This is a genomic window from Ensifer sp. KUDG1 (assembly GCF_050434285.1).
Taxonomy (GTDB): Bacteria; Pseudomonadota; Alphaproteobacteria; order Rhizobiales; family Rhizobiaceae; genus Ensifer.
Map to the genome: position 1 here is coordinate 150,769 of NZ_JBNDIG010000003.1, position 15,073 is coordinate 165,841.

The 15,073-nt window shown below is 63.7% G+C and carries 15 protein-coding genes; 2 read left to right on the plus strand and 13 right to left on the minus strand.

What is annotated here, in order from left to right:
* Positions 1-124 precede the first annotated feature (124 nt).
* The 4 genes from M2267_RS11355 to ruvC form a co-directional block, all read right to left on the minus strand.
* Positions 125-1,027 carry a metallophosphoesterase gene (locus M2267_RS11355; protein ID WP_429114670.1) on the minus strand — a complete coding sequence of 301 codons (903 nt, stop codon included), beginning with the start codon at positions 1,025-1,027 and terminating at the stop codon, positions 125-127.
* Positions 1,028-2,071: a Holliday junction branch migration DNA helicase RuvB gene (gene ruvB / locus M2267_RS11360; RefSeq protein ID WP_192450698.1), complete on the minus strand. Its 1,044-nt coding sequence runs from the start codon at positions 2,069-2,071 to the stop codon at positions 1,028-1,030. It abuts the gene before it with no gap.
* Positions 2,072-2,167: 96 nt separating this feature from the next.
* Entirely contained in the window at positions 2,168-2,785 is a 618-nt protein-coding gene (gene ruvA / locus M2267_RS11365) for a Holliday junction branch migration protein RuvA (RefSeq protein ID WP_043625531.1), read from the minus strand.
* 119 nt (positions 2,786-2,904) lie between these two features.
* Positions 2,905-3,417, minus strand: coding sequence for a crossover junction endodeoxyribonuclease RuvC (ruvC, locus tag M2267_RS11370; RefSeq protein ID WP_043625534.1), 513 nt, complete (start codon positions 3,415-3,417; stop codon positions 2,905-2,907).
* A gap of 170 nt (positions 3,418-3,587) precedes the next feature.
* Between ruvC and M2267_RS11375 the strand changes: the two genes are divergently transcribed.
* On the plus strand, positions 3,588-4,589 hold the full coding sequence (locus M2267_RS11375) for an LLM class flavin-dependent oxidoreductase (RefSeq protein WP_429114671.1): 1,002 nt from the start codon (positions 3,588-3,590) through the stop codon (positions 4,587-4,589).
* Positions 4,590-4,599: 10 nt separating this feature from the next.
* On the opposite strand, the gene M2267_RS11380 is transcribed toward M2267_RS11375, so the two are convergent.
* From M2267_RS11380 to M2267_RS11415, 8 genes are all read right to left on the minus strand, one after another.
* On the minus strand, positions 4,600-5,229 hold the full coding sequence (locus M2267_RS11380; protein WP_429114672.1) for an HAD hydrolase-like protein: 630 nt from the start codon (positions 5,227-5,229) through the stop codon (positions 4,600-4,602).
* A 71-nt stretch (positions 5,230-5,300) separates the two neighbouring features.
* Positions 5,301-6,047, minus strand: coding sequence for a YebC/PmpR family DNA-binding transcriptional regulator (locus M2267_RS11385; protein ID WP_429114673.1), 747 nt, complete (start codon positions 6,045-6,047; stop codon positions 5,301-5,303).
* A gap of 85 nt (positions 6,048-6,132) precedes the next feature.
* Complete coding sequence (locus tag M2267_RS11390) at positions 6,133-6,615, minus strand: hypothetical protein (RefSeq protein WP_429114674.1); 483 nt, start codon at positions 6,613-6,615, stop codon at positions 6,133-6,135.
* An 18-nt stretch (positions 6,616-6,633) separates the two neighbouring features.
* Positions 6,634-7,470 (minus strand): MBL fold metallo-hydrolase, encoded by an 837-nt coding sequence (locus M2267_RS11395; protein WP_156134291.1) that lies wholly within the window; start codon positions 7,468-7,470, stop codon positions 6,634-6,636.
* Positions 7,471-7,754: 284 nt separating this feature from the next.
* Positions 7,755-10,931: an efflux RND transporter permease subunit gene (locus M2267_RS11400; RefSeq protein ID WP_429114675.1), complete on the minus strand. Its 3,177-nt coding sequence runs from the start codon at positions 10,929-10,931 to the stop codon at positions 7,755-7,757.
* Positions 10,928-12,082 (minus strand): efflux RND transporter periplasmic adaptor subunit, encoded by a 1,155-nt coding sequence (locus M2267_RS11405; protein ID WP_429114676.1) that lies wholly within the window; start codon positions 12,080-12,082, stop codon positions 10,928-10,930. Before M2267_RS11405 ends, M2267_RS11400 begins: the two co-directional genes overlap by 4 nt.
* A 481-nt stretch (positions 12,083-12,563) precedes the next feature.
* Positions 12,564-13,388 carry a TIGR00282 family metallophosphoesterase gene (locus tag M2267_RS11410; protein WP_034806196.1) on the minus strand — a complete coding sequence of 275 codons (825 nt, stop codon included), beginning with the start codon at positions 13,386-13,388 and terminating at the stop codon, positions 12,564-12,566.
* Positions 13,389-13,599: 211 nt separating this feature from the next.
* Positions 13,600-14,172, minus strand: coding sequence for a 5-formyltetrahydrofolate cyclo-ligase (locus M2267_RS11415; RefSeq protein ID WP_043625555.1), 573 nt, complete (start codon positions 14,170-14,172; stop codon positions 13,600-13,602).
* Positions 14,173-14,534: 362 nt separating this feature from the next.
* Here M2267_RS11415 and M2267_RS11420 point away from each other — a divergent pair, with 362 nt between their 5' ends.
* Positions 14,535-14,732: a transcriptional regulator gene (locus M2267_RS11420; RefSeq protein WP_234798710.1), complete on the plus strand. Its 198-nt coding sequence runs from the start codon at positions 14,535-14,537 to the stop codon at positions 14,730-14,732.
* A gap of 14 nt (positions 14,733-14,746) precedes the next feature.
* Here M2267_RS11420 and M2267_RS11425 read toward each other — a convergent pair whose 3' ends face one another.
* Complete coding sequence (locus M2267_RS11425) at positions 14,747-14,971, minus strand: hypothetical protein (RefSeq protein ID WP_429114677.1); 225 nt, start codon at positions 14,969-14,971, stop codon at positions 14,747-14,749.
* Between the last annotated feature and the right edge of the window lie 102 nt (positions 14,972-15,073).

Here is a 15,073-nt window from a genome sequence, read left to right on the forward strand (position 1 = left end):
TAAGCCGTGACGAACGGGCGCCCTGCTCGGCTCAACAGAGCGAGCGGGCGGGAGCAAACGGACCTGGCGTCGTCTTGACGCCAGGTTCTTTCAGGCCAAGATCGTCAAGCCCGGAAATTACCGCTCAACCGAGATCGATCACCACGATCTCCGGCGGCATGCCGAAGCGAACCGGCGCAAGCGAGCAGCCGAGACCGCCGGAAACGATCAGATTGCAATCGTTCTCGGTCACATGACCATAGGCGTAGCGCTCGCCGAAACGCGAGGGCACGACCGGCGCATAGCCGAGAAACCGCACCTGGCCGCCATGGGTATGGCCCGACAGCGTCAGCGCGACGCGCGATGGAACGCGCGGGAAGACATCCGGCTCATGCGCCATGAGGATGACCGGATCGGCATCGCTCACCTGGGCGAGCGTGCCGCCGAGGTCGTCCAGACCACCCATGTGCCTGCGCTTCCATTTTTTACCGGGCAGCAGCGCAAGCTGATCTTCGAGGCCGGCGACCCAGAAACCCTGCCCGTCCTTCTCGAAGCGGGCAGCCCGGTTGCTGTAGACGTTGATGCCGACGTCCTGCAGCGCCTTGTGCCCAAAGGTCGGTCCGCCGCCGTTCTTCTGCGCCGTCCTGTCTTCCCACCAGTCGTGATTGCCCATGACGGCGTGCACCCCGAGCGGTGCCTCGAGGACTGCGAGCGCCTTCGACCATTCGCTGGAATGCACATAGCTGGTGACGAAGTTCATGCCGGCCACATAGTCGCCGAGCAGCAGCGTGATATCGCCGCCAAGCGAGTTGGCCTGCCGGCAAATCGAAGCGATGCGGCTCGCCGGCATCCAGGGCTCGCAGGCGTGGATGTCGGTAAGCACCACGAGGCGCAGCTTCAGCCCAGGCGTCCAATTGGGCGGCGTCAATTTGTATCGCGTGACGTTCAGCCGGGCCAATGGTTCGACGGCAAAGGCGTAACCGCCAAGTGCTGCCATACTGGCGATACCGCCGCCGACCAGTTTCAACAATCCGCGTCGGCTGATCATCTAGTCGTCGTCCTCTAATGTCAGGCGAAACTGGGTCGCCTCCATTTCCTTGGGGGGATTAAGGCCGATATGTTTCCAGGCATTGGCGGTCAAAATACGGCCGCGCGGTGTGCGTTGGATGAAGCCCTGCTGGATCAAATAGGGCTCGATGATATCTTCGATGGCATCGCGCGGCTCCGAAAGGCCGGCGGCGATGGTTTCGATTCCGACAGGACCGCCGCCGAAGTTCTGCGCGATCATGAAGAGATAGCGCCGGTCGAGCTGGTCGAGGCCCATATTGTCGACGAGCAGCCGCGTCAGCGCCTCGTCGGCGAGTTCCTTGGTCACGGCTTCGGCGCGCGCCACTTCGGCGAAGTCGCGCACCCGACGCAACAGCCGGCCGGCGATGCGCGGCGTGCCGCGGGCGCGACGGGCGATCTCGCGGGCGCCGTCGTCGGTCATGCCGAGCCCCATCAGCCGGGCGCCGCGCCGGACGATCGATTCCAGTTCCTCGACCGTGTAGAAATTGAGCCGCACCGGAATGCCGAAACGGTCGCGAAGCGGCGTCGTCAGAAGGCCAAGCCGGGTGGTCGCCGCCACCAGCGTGAACTTCGACAGATCGATCTTCACCGAGCGTGCCGCCGGGCCTTCGCCGATGATGAGATCGAGCTGGAAGTCTTCCATCGCCGGGTAGAGGATTTCTTCGACCGCCGGATTGAGCCGGTGGATTTCGTCGATGAAGAGCACGTCGCGCTCTTCGAGATTGGTGAGCAGGGCGGCGAGATCGCCGGCCTTGGCGATAACGGGGCCGGAGGTCGAGCGGAAATTGACGCCGAGTTCCTTGGCCATGATCTGCGCCAGCGTCGTCTTGCCGAGACCCGGCGGGCCGACGAAGAGCACATGGTCGAGCGCCTCGCCGCGGTTCTTTGCGGCCTCAATGAAGATCTTCAGGTTGGCGCGCGCTTCCGCCTGGCCGGTGAAATCGTCCAGCGTCTGCGGGCGCATGGTCGCATCGATGTCTTCACCGCGCTTTTCCGGCGTTATCAGGCGTGCGGCGTCAGTCATGCGTTCGTTCCATTCGGTCGGGCAGCTCAGCGCTGCAACCCGTCATCATGCCGGGCACGATGCGTTCTGCCTTCTGCACCCGGCCAAGGCAAGCGTTCATCGCGCCAGTTCTTTCAGGCCAAGGCGAATGAGCTTGGCGCTGTCGCCGCCTTCGCCGCCGTTCTTCAGGGCCGCTGCGACGGCATTGGCTGCCTGGTCACGCGAGTAGCCGAGGTTGGTAAGCGCCGAAACCGCATCGGAAACCGGCGCGGAGGCGACGCCTTCGCCAAGCTCCTGCTTGAGGCCGATCGACGCCGACATCTCGCCGGCAAAGGACGGCGCCTTGTTCTTCAGTTCCGTGACGATGCGCACCGCCACCTTGGGCCCGACACCGGGCGCACGGGAGACGGAGGTCTTGTCCTGCAGCGCGATCGCATTGGCCAGTTCGCCCGGCGTCAGGGTGGAAAGCACGGCCAGCGCCACCTTCGAACCGACCCCCTGTACGCTCTGCAGCAGGCGGAACCACTCCCGCTCCAACGCCGTCAGGAAGCCGAACAGCTTCAGCTGGTCCTCGCGCACATAGGTCTCGATGAAGAGGATGGCCGCCTCGCCGGCAGACCCGAGCCTGGACAAGGTGCGCGCCGAGCAAAAGGCAACGTAGCCGACGCCATGCACATCGAGCACGACGTGATCCTCGGCGATCTCGTCGATGGTACCCTTCAATTTGCCGATCATGTGGCGTCTCTCGCGGTGGGCTGTGATGGTCACCGGACCATCGGAAATTATCGTCTCTACAGCGCCGCGCGTCTGACGAGACGCGCTAAGGACGCTGTAACACTTTATGACGGGCGCAACTACGCCATCAATGCGGCAAGCCGGCTCGTCACCGATTGCCGGTTGTGGGCATGGCAGATGGCGATCGCCAATGCGTCCGCCGCGTCGTTGCCCTTGAACTCGGCCTTCGGCATCAGAACCTTCAGCATCATGTGGATCTGCTGCTTCTCGCCGTGGCCGACGCCGATCACCGCCTTCTTGACGGCGTTCGGCGCATACTCGGCGACCCTCAGGCCCGCGCGTGCCGGCACCAGCATGGCGATGCCGCGCGCCTGGCCGAGCTTCAGCGTCGCCGTCGCGTCCTTGTTGACGAAGGTCTGCTCCACCGCCGCCTCATGCGGCTGATAGCCGTGCACCACCTCGGCAAGCCCGTCATGCAACTGGCAAAGTCTGGAGGCGAGATCCATGTCGCCATCGGAGGTCACCGTGCCGGAAGCGACGAAACGCAGCGAATTGCCGAGCGTCTCGATGATGCCCCAGCCGGTACGGCGGAGCCCCGGATCGATACCGATGATACGAATCGTGGTCTGCATGGATTTCACCCTATGATGTCAGCCCGGACGCTGCCAGCAAAAAGTGAACAAAACAAAAACATACGCACAGTTGAGACGCGGACTCAGGTTTTCTTCGGCAGCGCCCTTGGATTGAGGAAAATTGAGCTTACATAGCCTTGCATCAATTTCTCTCAATGAAGGCCTTTGCCATGGCGACTTTCTCCGTCCTCGATCTTTCCCCGATCACTGAAGGCGGCAGCGTCGCCCAATCGCTGGAGAATTCGCGCCGACTGGCCCAAGCAGCCGAAGAGAACGGCTACAGCCGTTTCTGGCTGGCCGAGCATCACGGCATGAAGGGCATTGCCAGTGCCGCGACCTCGATCGTGATCTCGCATGTGGCCGCCGCCACCAAGACCATCCGCGTCGGCTCCGGCGGCATCATGCTGCCGAACCACTCGCCGCTTGTCATCGCCGAGCAGTTCGGCACGCTTGCGGCCCTCTACCCCGGCCGCATCGACCTCGGTCTCGGCCGCGCGCCAGGCACCGACATGCGCACCGCCCAGGCGCTTCGCCGCAACATGGAGGCGAGCGGCAACAACTTCCCGAACGACGTCGTCGAACTGCAGGCGCTGCTCGGCCCGGTCGCCGAAGACCAGAAGATCATCGCCGTGCCGGGCGCCGACACCAACGTGCCGATCTGGCTGCTCGGCTCCAGCCATTTCAGCGCCCATCTCGCCGGTATGCTCGGCCTGCCCTTCGCGTTTGCCTCGCATTTCGCACCCGACATGCTGCTCTCGGCGCTGGAGATCTACCGCGAGCGCTTCACCCCCTCCGAGACCCTTGCCAAGCCGCAGGTGATGGTCGGCGTCATGGGGGTCGCCGCCGAAACGGACGAGGAGGCGAACTACCTCTTCACCTCCATGCAGCAATCCTTCGTGGCCCTGCGGCGCAATGCCCGCGGACAGTTCCCGCCGCCAGTCCAGTCGATGGATGGGCTGTGGAGCTATGACGAGAAAATCTTCGTCGACCATTCGATGATGTATGCGATCGTCGGCGGGCCCGAGACGATCCGGCGCAAGATCGAGGCGTTCCTCGAGCAGACGAAAGCCGACGAGCTGATCATCTCCATGCCGATCTTCGACATGGACGCGCGGCTGAATTCGCTTCGCCTCTTCGCCGACGCCCAGCGCGATCTCGCCAAGGCGGCCTGAGGCGGGCCGATCAGATCGCCCCGAAGGCGGGCGCGATCTCTTCCAGATTGGCAAAGAACCGATCCGGCCCGAGCCCTTGCAGGAAGACCGGGTCGGCATAGCCCCAGGCAACGGCCCCTGCCGCCACACCGGCCTTTCGCGCCGCCTCGATATCGCGCGCCTCGTCGCCGATCGCCAGGATGCGAGCCGCATCGAGGCCGGAGTGCCTGATCGCGCGCTTGAAGTGCTGCGCCTTGCCGAAGAGCGCGGCCCCGCATTCGAAGAGGTTGACAGTCGCAGCCGCTTCGCCGAGCGCGGCACGAATACCCTCTTCCGCATTCGAACTCACAATCGCGATGCCGATGCCTGCCGCCTTCAGTTTCCAGAGAAGCTGAACGGCGCCCGGAAACAGCCGGACGCTTGCGGCTTCCGTTGTCATGGCCCGGCGCATGAAGGTGGCGATCTGCGGCAATTTCCAAACGGGCACGCCGAGCTGCGCGATGATCTCGCGGCTGCCCATCGCCCGCAACGACTGGAACTCCTCGACCGAGAGCTCGCGGAAGCCGTAGCGCCGCGCAGCCGCATTGCACGCCGTCATGAAGCTTGCCGCCGTATCGGCCAGCGTGCCGTCAAAATCGAAGATTGCGAACTGATAGGTCATCGGGCCATCCAAAGAAAAACCCGCGCCCTTTCGGACGCGGGTAGGAAATCTTCAAGCGACGGTCGCCCCAATCAGGCCGACAGCTTCGCCAGGATCTCGTCCGACACTTCGAAGTTCGAGTAGACGTTCTGGACGTCGTCGTCGTCTTCAAGGATGTCGATGAGCTTCATCAGCGACTGTGCCTTTTCTTCGTCGACCGGAACGGTGTTCTGGGCCTTCCAGATCGCCTTGACCGTTTCGGCTTCGCCGAGCGTGTCTTCGAGCGCCTTGGAGACTTCGCCGATCGCTTCGAAGCCGCAGATGATCGTGTGGCCGTCCTCATCGGTGGTGACGTCGTCGGCACCAGCCTCGATTGCCGCGTCCATCACCTTGTCGGCGTCACCGACGGAGAGCTTGTAGGTGATCTCGCCAACGCGATCGAAGGAGAAGGAGACCGAGCCGGTTTCGCCGAGCGCGCCGCCGGCCTTGGTGAAGGTCGAGCGCACGTTGGAGGCGGTGCGGTTGCGGTTGTCCGTCAAGGCTTCGACGATGACCGCGACGCCGCCCGGGCCATAACCCTCGTAGCGCACTTCTTCGTAGTTCTCCGAGTCGCCGCCGGACGCTTTCTTGACGGCGCGCTCGATGTTGTCCTTCGGCATCGACTGCGCCTTGGCGTTCTGGATCGCCAGGCGCAGGCGCGCGTTCATTGCGGGATCGGGCATGCCGGTCTTGGCGGCAACCGTGATTTCGCGCGCGAGCTTGGAAAACATTTTCGAGCGCACCGCATCCTGACGGCCCTTGCGGTGCATGATGTTCTTGAACTGTGAATGGCCAGCCATGGCACCCTCTGCATGCATTAATTTGAATGGAATGGGGCGCCTTATAGTTTTATTGCCGCTTTCCGTCCAGCCGGGGGGCGGTTTTTCAGTTGGCCGAGACCTGCGCGCGGCTGAGGAGGAAGCTGTGCCCGTCGTCACGACGACAGGAAAGACCGGTGCGTTCCGACACGCAGGAGAACGGCCCGCGCGACCAGCTTTGCCCATAGTCGAGAACGGTTCCGACCGAGCAGCAGCTCGGATCGCCGACGGCGTGATTGAGCGTGGCGGCTCCCGCCCGGCCCAGGGTCGCCCTGACATAACGCGGCGCGACGATATCGCAGGCGAGTTCCGGACCGCCGTCGGCGGGCTGATAGACGGACGTGCCGCCAGCCGGCGTATAGATGCAGCCGATATTGCCCGAGGGCATCGCGAAAATCTCCTGCTCAGAAACTGGTTGGACCGCGATCTCCGGTTGGCTTTGCGGCTGCTGTCCCTCTGGAGACGGCATGCGCGGCGGCGGCACGCCACCGGCCTCGGCAAGAGTCGAAAAGGAGAGAAAGAGCGATACGCCAACCACGAGCAACTTCATCGGGCGATCCCAGGATGTTCAAACGCCCTTGAGAATATAAATCAGCGGTTTGCTTGGCAAGGAACGCAGGGATACTTTGATACTGGCGCTGTCGGCATACCGCTTGTCGTAGTCGTCGCCGAACATGTCGAGGAAAGCCTCGATCGGCGGGCCGCGGCGATGCATCGGCAGAATCAGCGACGAGCGCAGCCGGCTGACGACCCGGCTCATGCTTTCCGCCCCCATGGTCAGGCCGCCATCGACAGGCACCATCAGCACATCAAGCCGGCCGATCTGGCCATAGTGGCTGTCGTCGAGCTCATGGTGCAGATGGCCCAGATGCCCGATGCAGAGATCCGCTACCTCGAAGATGAAGATCGAGTTTCCGTCGTGCTCCATGGCGCCGCCACCGGCACGAATGTCCGTCGTCACGTTGCGGATGTAGGCGTCGCCGACCACGAGGTCGTGGCGCGCCGGTTGGCCGCTATCGCTCCAGCCGTGCAGCACGGTCTTGATCGCGGGATCCGGCGTCAGCGTGTAGTGGCTCGAATGCGCCTTGTTCATGGTCGCGACCGTCGGTGGCGCCGACGGCGCATACCAGCCGCTGTAGTCGGTTGCGATCGAGACGCCGCCGGGCGTCTCGATCAGGAAGGTGGAATGGCCGAGATAGCTGATCGTCACTTCGCCGGCCGTCGTCTGCCCCTTGGTGGTGGCAGCAGGCGTGAAACTGGCGAATGTGGCCTGGGGGATCGTCTCGGCGATCGCCTGGCATTGACTGACGGGGCGCGGCTGTTGCTGCGCATGGGCGACCGATGGCCAGAACGCGTGGATGATCCATATGGCGGCGAATGTGTAGACAAAGTACCGGAGCATCAGCCTTCACCTCTCTCACTTGCCGCCCGACCTCGGGCCCTGGGGGCACGCGGCAGGCAGGTATTGAACAGCGAATGGAAGCCTTTGCCTTCGCTCGACCGAACGGTGGCGTCACGGGGCCGGGAGAGAATTGCTCAAGGGCCTGGCCACGTCCAGTTACAAGCGGCAGGCGGTGCTCACGTTTACGTCACCGACCCCAGGGGACGATCAAGAAACGATAACCTCTTCAAAGCCAAATGCCCCGGCATTGCTGCCGGGGCATTTGTCCGATTGTCGAGAGGCCTGCGTTACTCGGCCGGGTGCGGCGCCGGCTCGCTCACCGCCACCTTGCGTCGCCGGAACGACCGGAGCGCGACGTAGAACACCGGTGTCAGGAACAGGCCGAGGAACGTTACCCCGAGCATGCCCGAGAAAACCGCGGTACCCAGCGACTGGCGCATTTCGGCGCCCGGGCCGGTCGCGATCATCAGCGGCACAACGCCGAGGATGAAGGCGAAGGCGGTCATCAGGATCGGGCGCAGGCGCAGCTGGCTCGCTTCCACCGCCGCCTCGATCGGCGTCTTGCCCTCGTCTTCGCCCTGCCGCGCGAACTCGACGATCAGGATCGCGTTCTTGGCCGCAAGGCCGATGAGAACGATCAGCCCGATCTGGGTCAGCACGTTGTTGTCGAGCCCGCGGATGAACACGCCGACCAATGCGGCCAGCACGCCGAGCGGCACGATTAGAATGATCGCCAGCGGCAGGACCCAGCTTTCGTACTGGGCCGAAAGCGCCAGGAACACGAAGACGACCGACAGTGCGAAGATGAACACCGCGGTGTTGCCTGTCTGGCGCTCCTGGTAGGCGAGTTCCGTCCACTCGAAGGTCGTGCCCTGCGGCAGGATCTGGGCGGCGAGCGCCTCCATCTTGTCGAGAGCCGTGCCCGTGGAGACACCGACCGCGGGGTTACCCTGGATCGGCACCGAGACGTACATGTTGTAGCGCTGCACCAGCGTCGGACCGGCCGTATCCTGAATCTCGACGAGTGTACCCATCGGCACCAGCGCACCGGTTGCCGAGCGCACCTTCAGCGCCAGGATGTTGTCGCGCTCCACGCGGTATTGCTGGTCGGCCTGCGCCCGCACCTGGTAGACGCGGCCAAAGGCGTTGAAGTCGTTGACGTAGGATGTGCCGAGGTTGATCGACAGCGCTTCGAAGATGTTGGGGATCGGCACGTTGAGCGTGCGTGCCTTGTCGCGGTCGATCGCCAGGAAGTATTGCGGACTGGAGGCCGAGAAGGTGGTGAAGACCCCGGTCAACCCGTCCGTCTGGTTGGCAGCACCCATCATCTGGTAGGCAAGTCCGAGCGCGCGGCGCATGTCGGAGCTCTGGCGGTCCATGATCTGCATCTTGAAGCCGCCGGAGTTGCCGATGCCGCGCACCGAAGGCGGCGGCACGGCGATGATGAAGGCTTCCTGGATGCTCTGCAGGCTGCCATAGAGCTGGCCGATGATCTGGTTGGCCCCCTGCCCGTGCTTCAGCCGCTCCTCGAAGCTTTCGAAAGAGGCAAAGACCACACCCGAATTGGACGCGTTGGTAAAGGTCGCACCATTGAAGCCGGCAAAGGCAACGGCGCTCTTCACGCCCGGAACGTCCTGGATGATCTTCGACGCCCGCTTGACCACAGCGTCCGTCCGGTCGAGCGAGGCGCCGTCCGGCAGCTGGATAACGACAATCGCATAGCCCTGGTCCATGGTCGGCACGAAGCCGCGGGGCACGATCTGCGCCATGTACCAGGTGGCCCCGAGCAGCCCGACGAAGACGAGAAGGGACGCGGCCAGCGCCACCTTCGTCGAGACGAGCTTGCGCACGACCCACGCATAACCGGCCGCCATGCGGTCGAAGCCGTTGTTGAAGCCGTTTGCCAGCGCCTTGCCGAACCGCGTCAGCGGATTGCGGCTTTCATGATGGCCGTTCTCGTGCGGCTTCAACAGGATGGCCGCCAGCGCCGGCGACAGCGTCAACGAGTTGAAGGCGGAAATGACCGTTGCGACCGAGATCGTCACGGCGAACTGCAGGTAGAACTGGCCGGCGATACCGGGGATGAAGGCCGTCGGCACGAAGACCGCGGTCAACACCAGCGAGATCGCGATTACGGCCGCCCCCACCTCGTCCATGGTCACATGCGAGGCCTCGCGCGGGGTCATGCCGCGCGCGAGATTTCGTTCGACGTTCTCGACCACCACGATCGCATCGTCGACGACGATGCCGATCGCCAGCACCAGGCCGAACAGCGTCAGCATGTTCAGCGAGAAGCCGAAGGCATAGAGGAAGGCGAAGGTGCCGACGAGCGACACGGGGATGGCGACGATCGGGATGATCGCCGTTCGCCACGATTGCAGGAAGACGAGGACGACGATGGCGACGAGAATGGCCGCCTCGGCGATCGTTTTGTAGACCTCGTTGATCGACTCCGAGATGAACTCGGTCGGGTTGTAGACGATGCGATATTCGAGCCCGTCGGGGAAGTCCTTGGAAACGTCGGTCATCACCTTCTGGATCTGCTCGGCGGCGTCGAGCGCATTGGTGCCCGGCCGCGAGAAGATGCCGAGCGCCACCGCCGGGCTACCGTCGAGATAGCTGTTGTTGACGTATTCGCGGGCGCCGAGCTCGACGCGGGCGACATCCTGCAGCTGCACGAGACGGCCGGTTTCTGTCGCCTTGACGATGACGTAGCGGAACTGCCGCGCATCGCTGAAGCGGCCATCCGTCGTGACCGTATACTGGAACGCGCTGTCGCCCGGCGCCGGCGGACCGCCGATAGACCCGCCGGAGACCTGCACGTTCTGCTCGCGCAGTGCCTGCACCACGTCGCCGGCCGTCATGCCGTAGGCCGACAGTTTCTCTGGATCGAGCCAGACACGCAGCGCATACTCGCGCTCGCCGAACAGGATGACGTCGCCGACGCCGTCGAGCCGCACGAGCAGGTCGCGGATGCGGGTGCGCGCATAGTTCGAGACGTAGAGCTGGTCATAGCGTTCGGTCGGTGAGAGCAGATGCACGACCATCATCAGGTCGGGCGAACTCTTGGCCGTGGTGATGCCGATGCGCCGGACTTCCTCGGGCAGCCGGGGCTCCGCGATCGACACGCGGTTCTGCACCAGCACCTGCGCCTGGTCGAGGTCGGTGCCGAGCTTGAAGGTGATCGTCAGCGCCATCGAACCGTCGGCGGTCGAATAGGAGGACATGTAGAGCATGTTCTCGACGCCGTTGATTTCCTGTTCGAGCGGCGTCGCGACGGTGTTGGCGACGGTATCGGCGTCGGCGCCCGGATAGGCGGCGCGAACGACGATGGTCGGCGGCGCAATTTCCGGATACTGCGCCACGGGAAGCTGAAAATAGGCGATGCTGCCGACGATCAGAAGCACGATCGAAAGCACCGATGCGAAGATCGGCCGGTCGACGAAGAAGTGAGCAAACCTCATTGCGCTGCCCCCACGCTTGGGCCTTCCGGCGGCAGCTGGACCGTCTCGGGCTTCACCTTGGTGCCGGGACGCGCCCGCATCAGGCCGTTGACGACGATAGTTTCGTCACCCGTCATGCCCGAGCGGATGACCCGGTAGCCATGCAACCTCGGGCCAAGCCGAACCGGCTTGGTCACCACGGTGCCGTCGCCGGTCACCTCGTAGACGATACGCTCGTTCTGGTCGGCGCCGATGGCTTCGTCCGGAATGAGCACGGCCTTGTAGGTGTTCGAGCCTTCGATCTGCACGCGCCCGAAGAGGCCCGGCTGCAACACGAGGCTCGGGTTATCGAGACGGGCGCGCACACGCATCGTGCCGCTCTGCGGGTCGACGCGGTTTTCGGCAAAGTCGAGCTTGCCCTTGAACGGCTCCTCCTTCGAGTCGGCGATGGTAACCAGCACCTCCAGCGAACCGCCGCCTTCCTGCAGCGCGCTGCCGCGCTCGCGCGCGACCCGGGCATAGGAAAGCAGCCGCCGTTCGTCGACGTCGAAGTAGAAGTCGATCGGGTCGAGTGACACGATCGTCGTCAGCACCGTCTGGTCGGCCTGAACCAGGTTGCCTGTCGACAGCAGCCGCCGGTCGACGCGGCCGCTGAGCGGCGCGGTGATGGTGGTGTAGTCAAGGTCGAGCTTGGCGCGCTCGACCGCCGCTTCCGCGCCGCGCACAAGCGCCTGCGCCGACAGGAATTCGCGGCGGTGATCGTCGAGCGTCGAGACCGAAAGCGTGCCGGTGCCCGTCAGCGATTGCGTCCGCTTGAACTGGGCTTCGGCGAATTCCAGCGAGGAGCGTGCCGATTCCAGTGTCGACTCGGCCTGGGAGAGGGCCGTGCGATAGGGGCGCTGGTCGATGACGAAGAGCTTGTCGCCCTTCTTCACCAGGGCACCATCGGTGAAATTGACCTCGTCGAGATAGCCGCCGATGCGGGCGCGAACCTGCACCTCGTCGACGGGCTCGAAACGGCCGATGAACTCGTCGCTATCGATGACGTCCCGCACGACCGGCTTGGCGACGGTCACGACGGGCAATTGCGCGTCCTGCGCCTGGGCACCAATTGCGGATAGAAGGGAAAGAGAAGCGCCGACGATCATCGGCAAATGCCACTGAGACAACATGCATGCCCTCCGAATGCACTTGGATCACGAGGGGCAGCCAATCGACCAAACCACCGCAATCGCTTTGAATATTCAGAGCGGGGCCCGTGCGCAAAACAGCCGCATTACCCGTCCCGCTCCGCACAAATCCTCGGATCGGCAGCGATCCGAGAGGCAAAGTCACACAAGCAATCAAATGATACAGCGGCCTTGCGCCCTTCGGCCCGCGAACGCTGTCAGGTCAAAACCGCCCGCAGCGGGCATCAGCCCGAAACGCGGCGACAACAGCACATGCCCGCAATCCAGGACTGCGGACACCATTCATTCTGCAAAAACCCACGAATACATCACGCCCCGGCCCGGCGTGATTTCGCGATAACCTGCCATCATTTGATGGGGTTGTCACCTTGAAAAAAATCAATTCCGATAAGGCGATACGGGACAACCAAAGGTGCCCGCGCGCAGCTTTGCACTGCGACTCAGGACGCCGCCTGCCCTGGCTTTAAGACCAGAAATCCGGGATCGTTTCCGCCAGTCTCGGCCCAAGTCGCAGCGGCGCGATCTTCTCGGCAAGCCCGGTGCGATCGGAAATCTCGACGCCGAGGCCGCAGATGGTGGCCGGACCCGACGCCGCCTCAAAACGCCCCTTCGGCATCTTCGAGATGAAGCGGTTGAGCGGCTCTTCCTTGTCCATGCCGAGCGAGGAATCGTAGTCGCCGCACATGCCGGCATCGCTCATATAGGCGGTACCGCCATTGAGAATCTGGTGATCGGCGGTCGGCACGTGCGTATGCGTGCCGACGACGAGGCTGGCGCGTCCGTCGACGAAATGGCCGAAGCACTGCTTTTCGCTTGTCGCCTCCGCATGAAAGTCGAAGACGATCGCATCCGCCTGCTCGCCGAGCGGGCAGGCATCGAGGATCGCCTCGGCCGACTTGAAGGGATCATCGAGTTCGGGGTGCATGAAGACGCGGCCCATGACGTTGGCGACCAGCACGCGGGCGCCGTTGCGGGCAAAGAACAGGTTGGAGCCGCGGCCGGGCGTGCCGGCCGGATAGTTGGCCGGGCGCAGGAACTGGTCGTGCCGCTCGCAGAAGACCACCGCCTCCTTCTGGTCCCAGACGTGGTTGCCGGTGGTCACCACGTCAGCGCCGGCGTTAATCGTCTCGAGGAAGATGTCTTCTGTGATGCCGAAGCCGCCGGCGGCGTTCTCGCCGTTGACGATGACGAAGTCGAGCTTGAGGTCGCCGATCAGTCCCGGAAGCCGCTCCCAGACCGCCGTACGGCCCGTCTTGCCCACCATATCTCCCAGAAACAGAAGCCTCATGCTCGCTCAAATCCTACCAGGGCAGCTCCGGCGGAAGCGCGTCAGCGGTAGTTGCGGCCGGACCTGCGTAAAACAAAGAGGTAGAGCGTCTACACGATCCTGGCCCGACAGGAAACGCCCAAGATCGATTCCGCCGGAATCGCGAACCGATCGTCGGTCGCGACCTGCACGATTTCAAGGCGCAGGGCCGTTCCTCGGCTTCGTCGGTGATCTAGAAATGCCGGAACCCGCTCTCGGTGAGCACGGCATCCAGCGCCACATCATGCGGTTCGGCCGGCACGGTGGCCACTTCCTGGCAGTCGAAGGCGATGCCGATCAGCTTCGGCAGGTGCCCCTTGTTGCGCAACCGGTCGATCGCCCGGTCATAGTAGCCGGCGCCGTAGCCGATCCGGTGACCGGTCGCATCGAACGCCGAAAGCGGCACGAGCATGATATCCGGGTCGAGCACCGGTGCATCCGGGCCAGGCCCGGTGGTGCCGAAGCCGGTGGCGATGATGTCGACACCATCGAGCAGCTCGCGAAAGACGATCGTCTGCTTGTCCATGATCACGGGCAGGCAGAGCCGGGCCCCGCGGCTTTTCAGCCGTGCCATCAGCGGCCGGATATCGACCTCGGAGCGGATCGGCCAGAAGCCGGAAACGATGTGACCGGGATCGAGCGCAATGACGTCGCCCGCATGGTCGGCCATGGTCAGGCTCGCCTCGATCCGTATCTCCGCGGGCATCGCATCGCGCAATGCCAGCCGCTCATTGCGCAGCGCCGCCTTCAAGTCCTTCGGTGACATCGTGCCCTCTCCTGCCTCATGCCATCGTCGCGGACGAATTTTCTTCCCGAAATGGCACAACCCGTCACTTTCTCGCCGATTCCCGGCTCAATCACCAGCCTATACACCCGATGTCACCCAGACATAGTCACCCGCTTCGCCGCTTTTGCCGCGGTTTGCGACAGCACGGCCAGCATCTTCCCGGTTCGGCACAGCATTAGCGTTCCGTTCATCATGGACGACGGTTCCGCTTTCACGCATCGGCGACCGCATGCAAATAAAGACGCGATTTCAAATAATTAGCAGGAACTAATGCCCGCGTTCGATGTATGGACGCGCTCCTGCAGGCAGCAGTGGAAAAGCCGACGTCCATGAAGGACCAGATGAAAGAACTCGAACCGTTGGAACTGCGTTGCCTGACGCTCGCCGCCCGCGGCCGCACGCGCCAGGATATGATGCGCGAAACCGATATTCCCCTCGACCGGATCGACCGGGCGCTGGAAGACGCCATGCGCAAGCTGCAGGCCGGCAATCTGGCCGAAGCCGTCTTTCGCGCCGCAAGGCTCGATCTCATCTCGTAAGGATTGGCGCGGGCCTAGAGCATCCAGTGCGACCGATAGACCGCCTGCTCCAACATCCGCTCCCGCCGTCGAAGGTCGAAGTCGACTGCGGGGATCCCGGCGTCGCGCAGCAGCAGCGGCCTGTCCGCCGGCACCTCGGCGGGCGCCTCGACAAGCAGCAAATCGGCGGCCCATTGCCTGGCCCTGCGTCGGGCGGCAGCGAATGTGTCGGAAAAGGCGAGAACAGCAAGCACGCTCATGGCAGGGACTCGGGCCTAGGATGATCTGACAGAACGATCTTCGTCCTCGCATTGACATCTGACAAACGAATTGCAAGCATGACTGTCATCAGAAATTCTGAT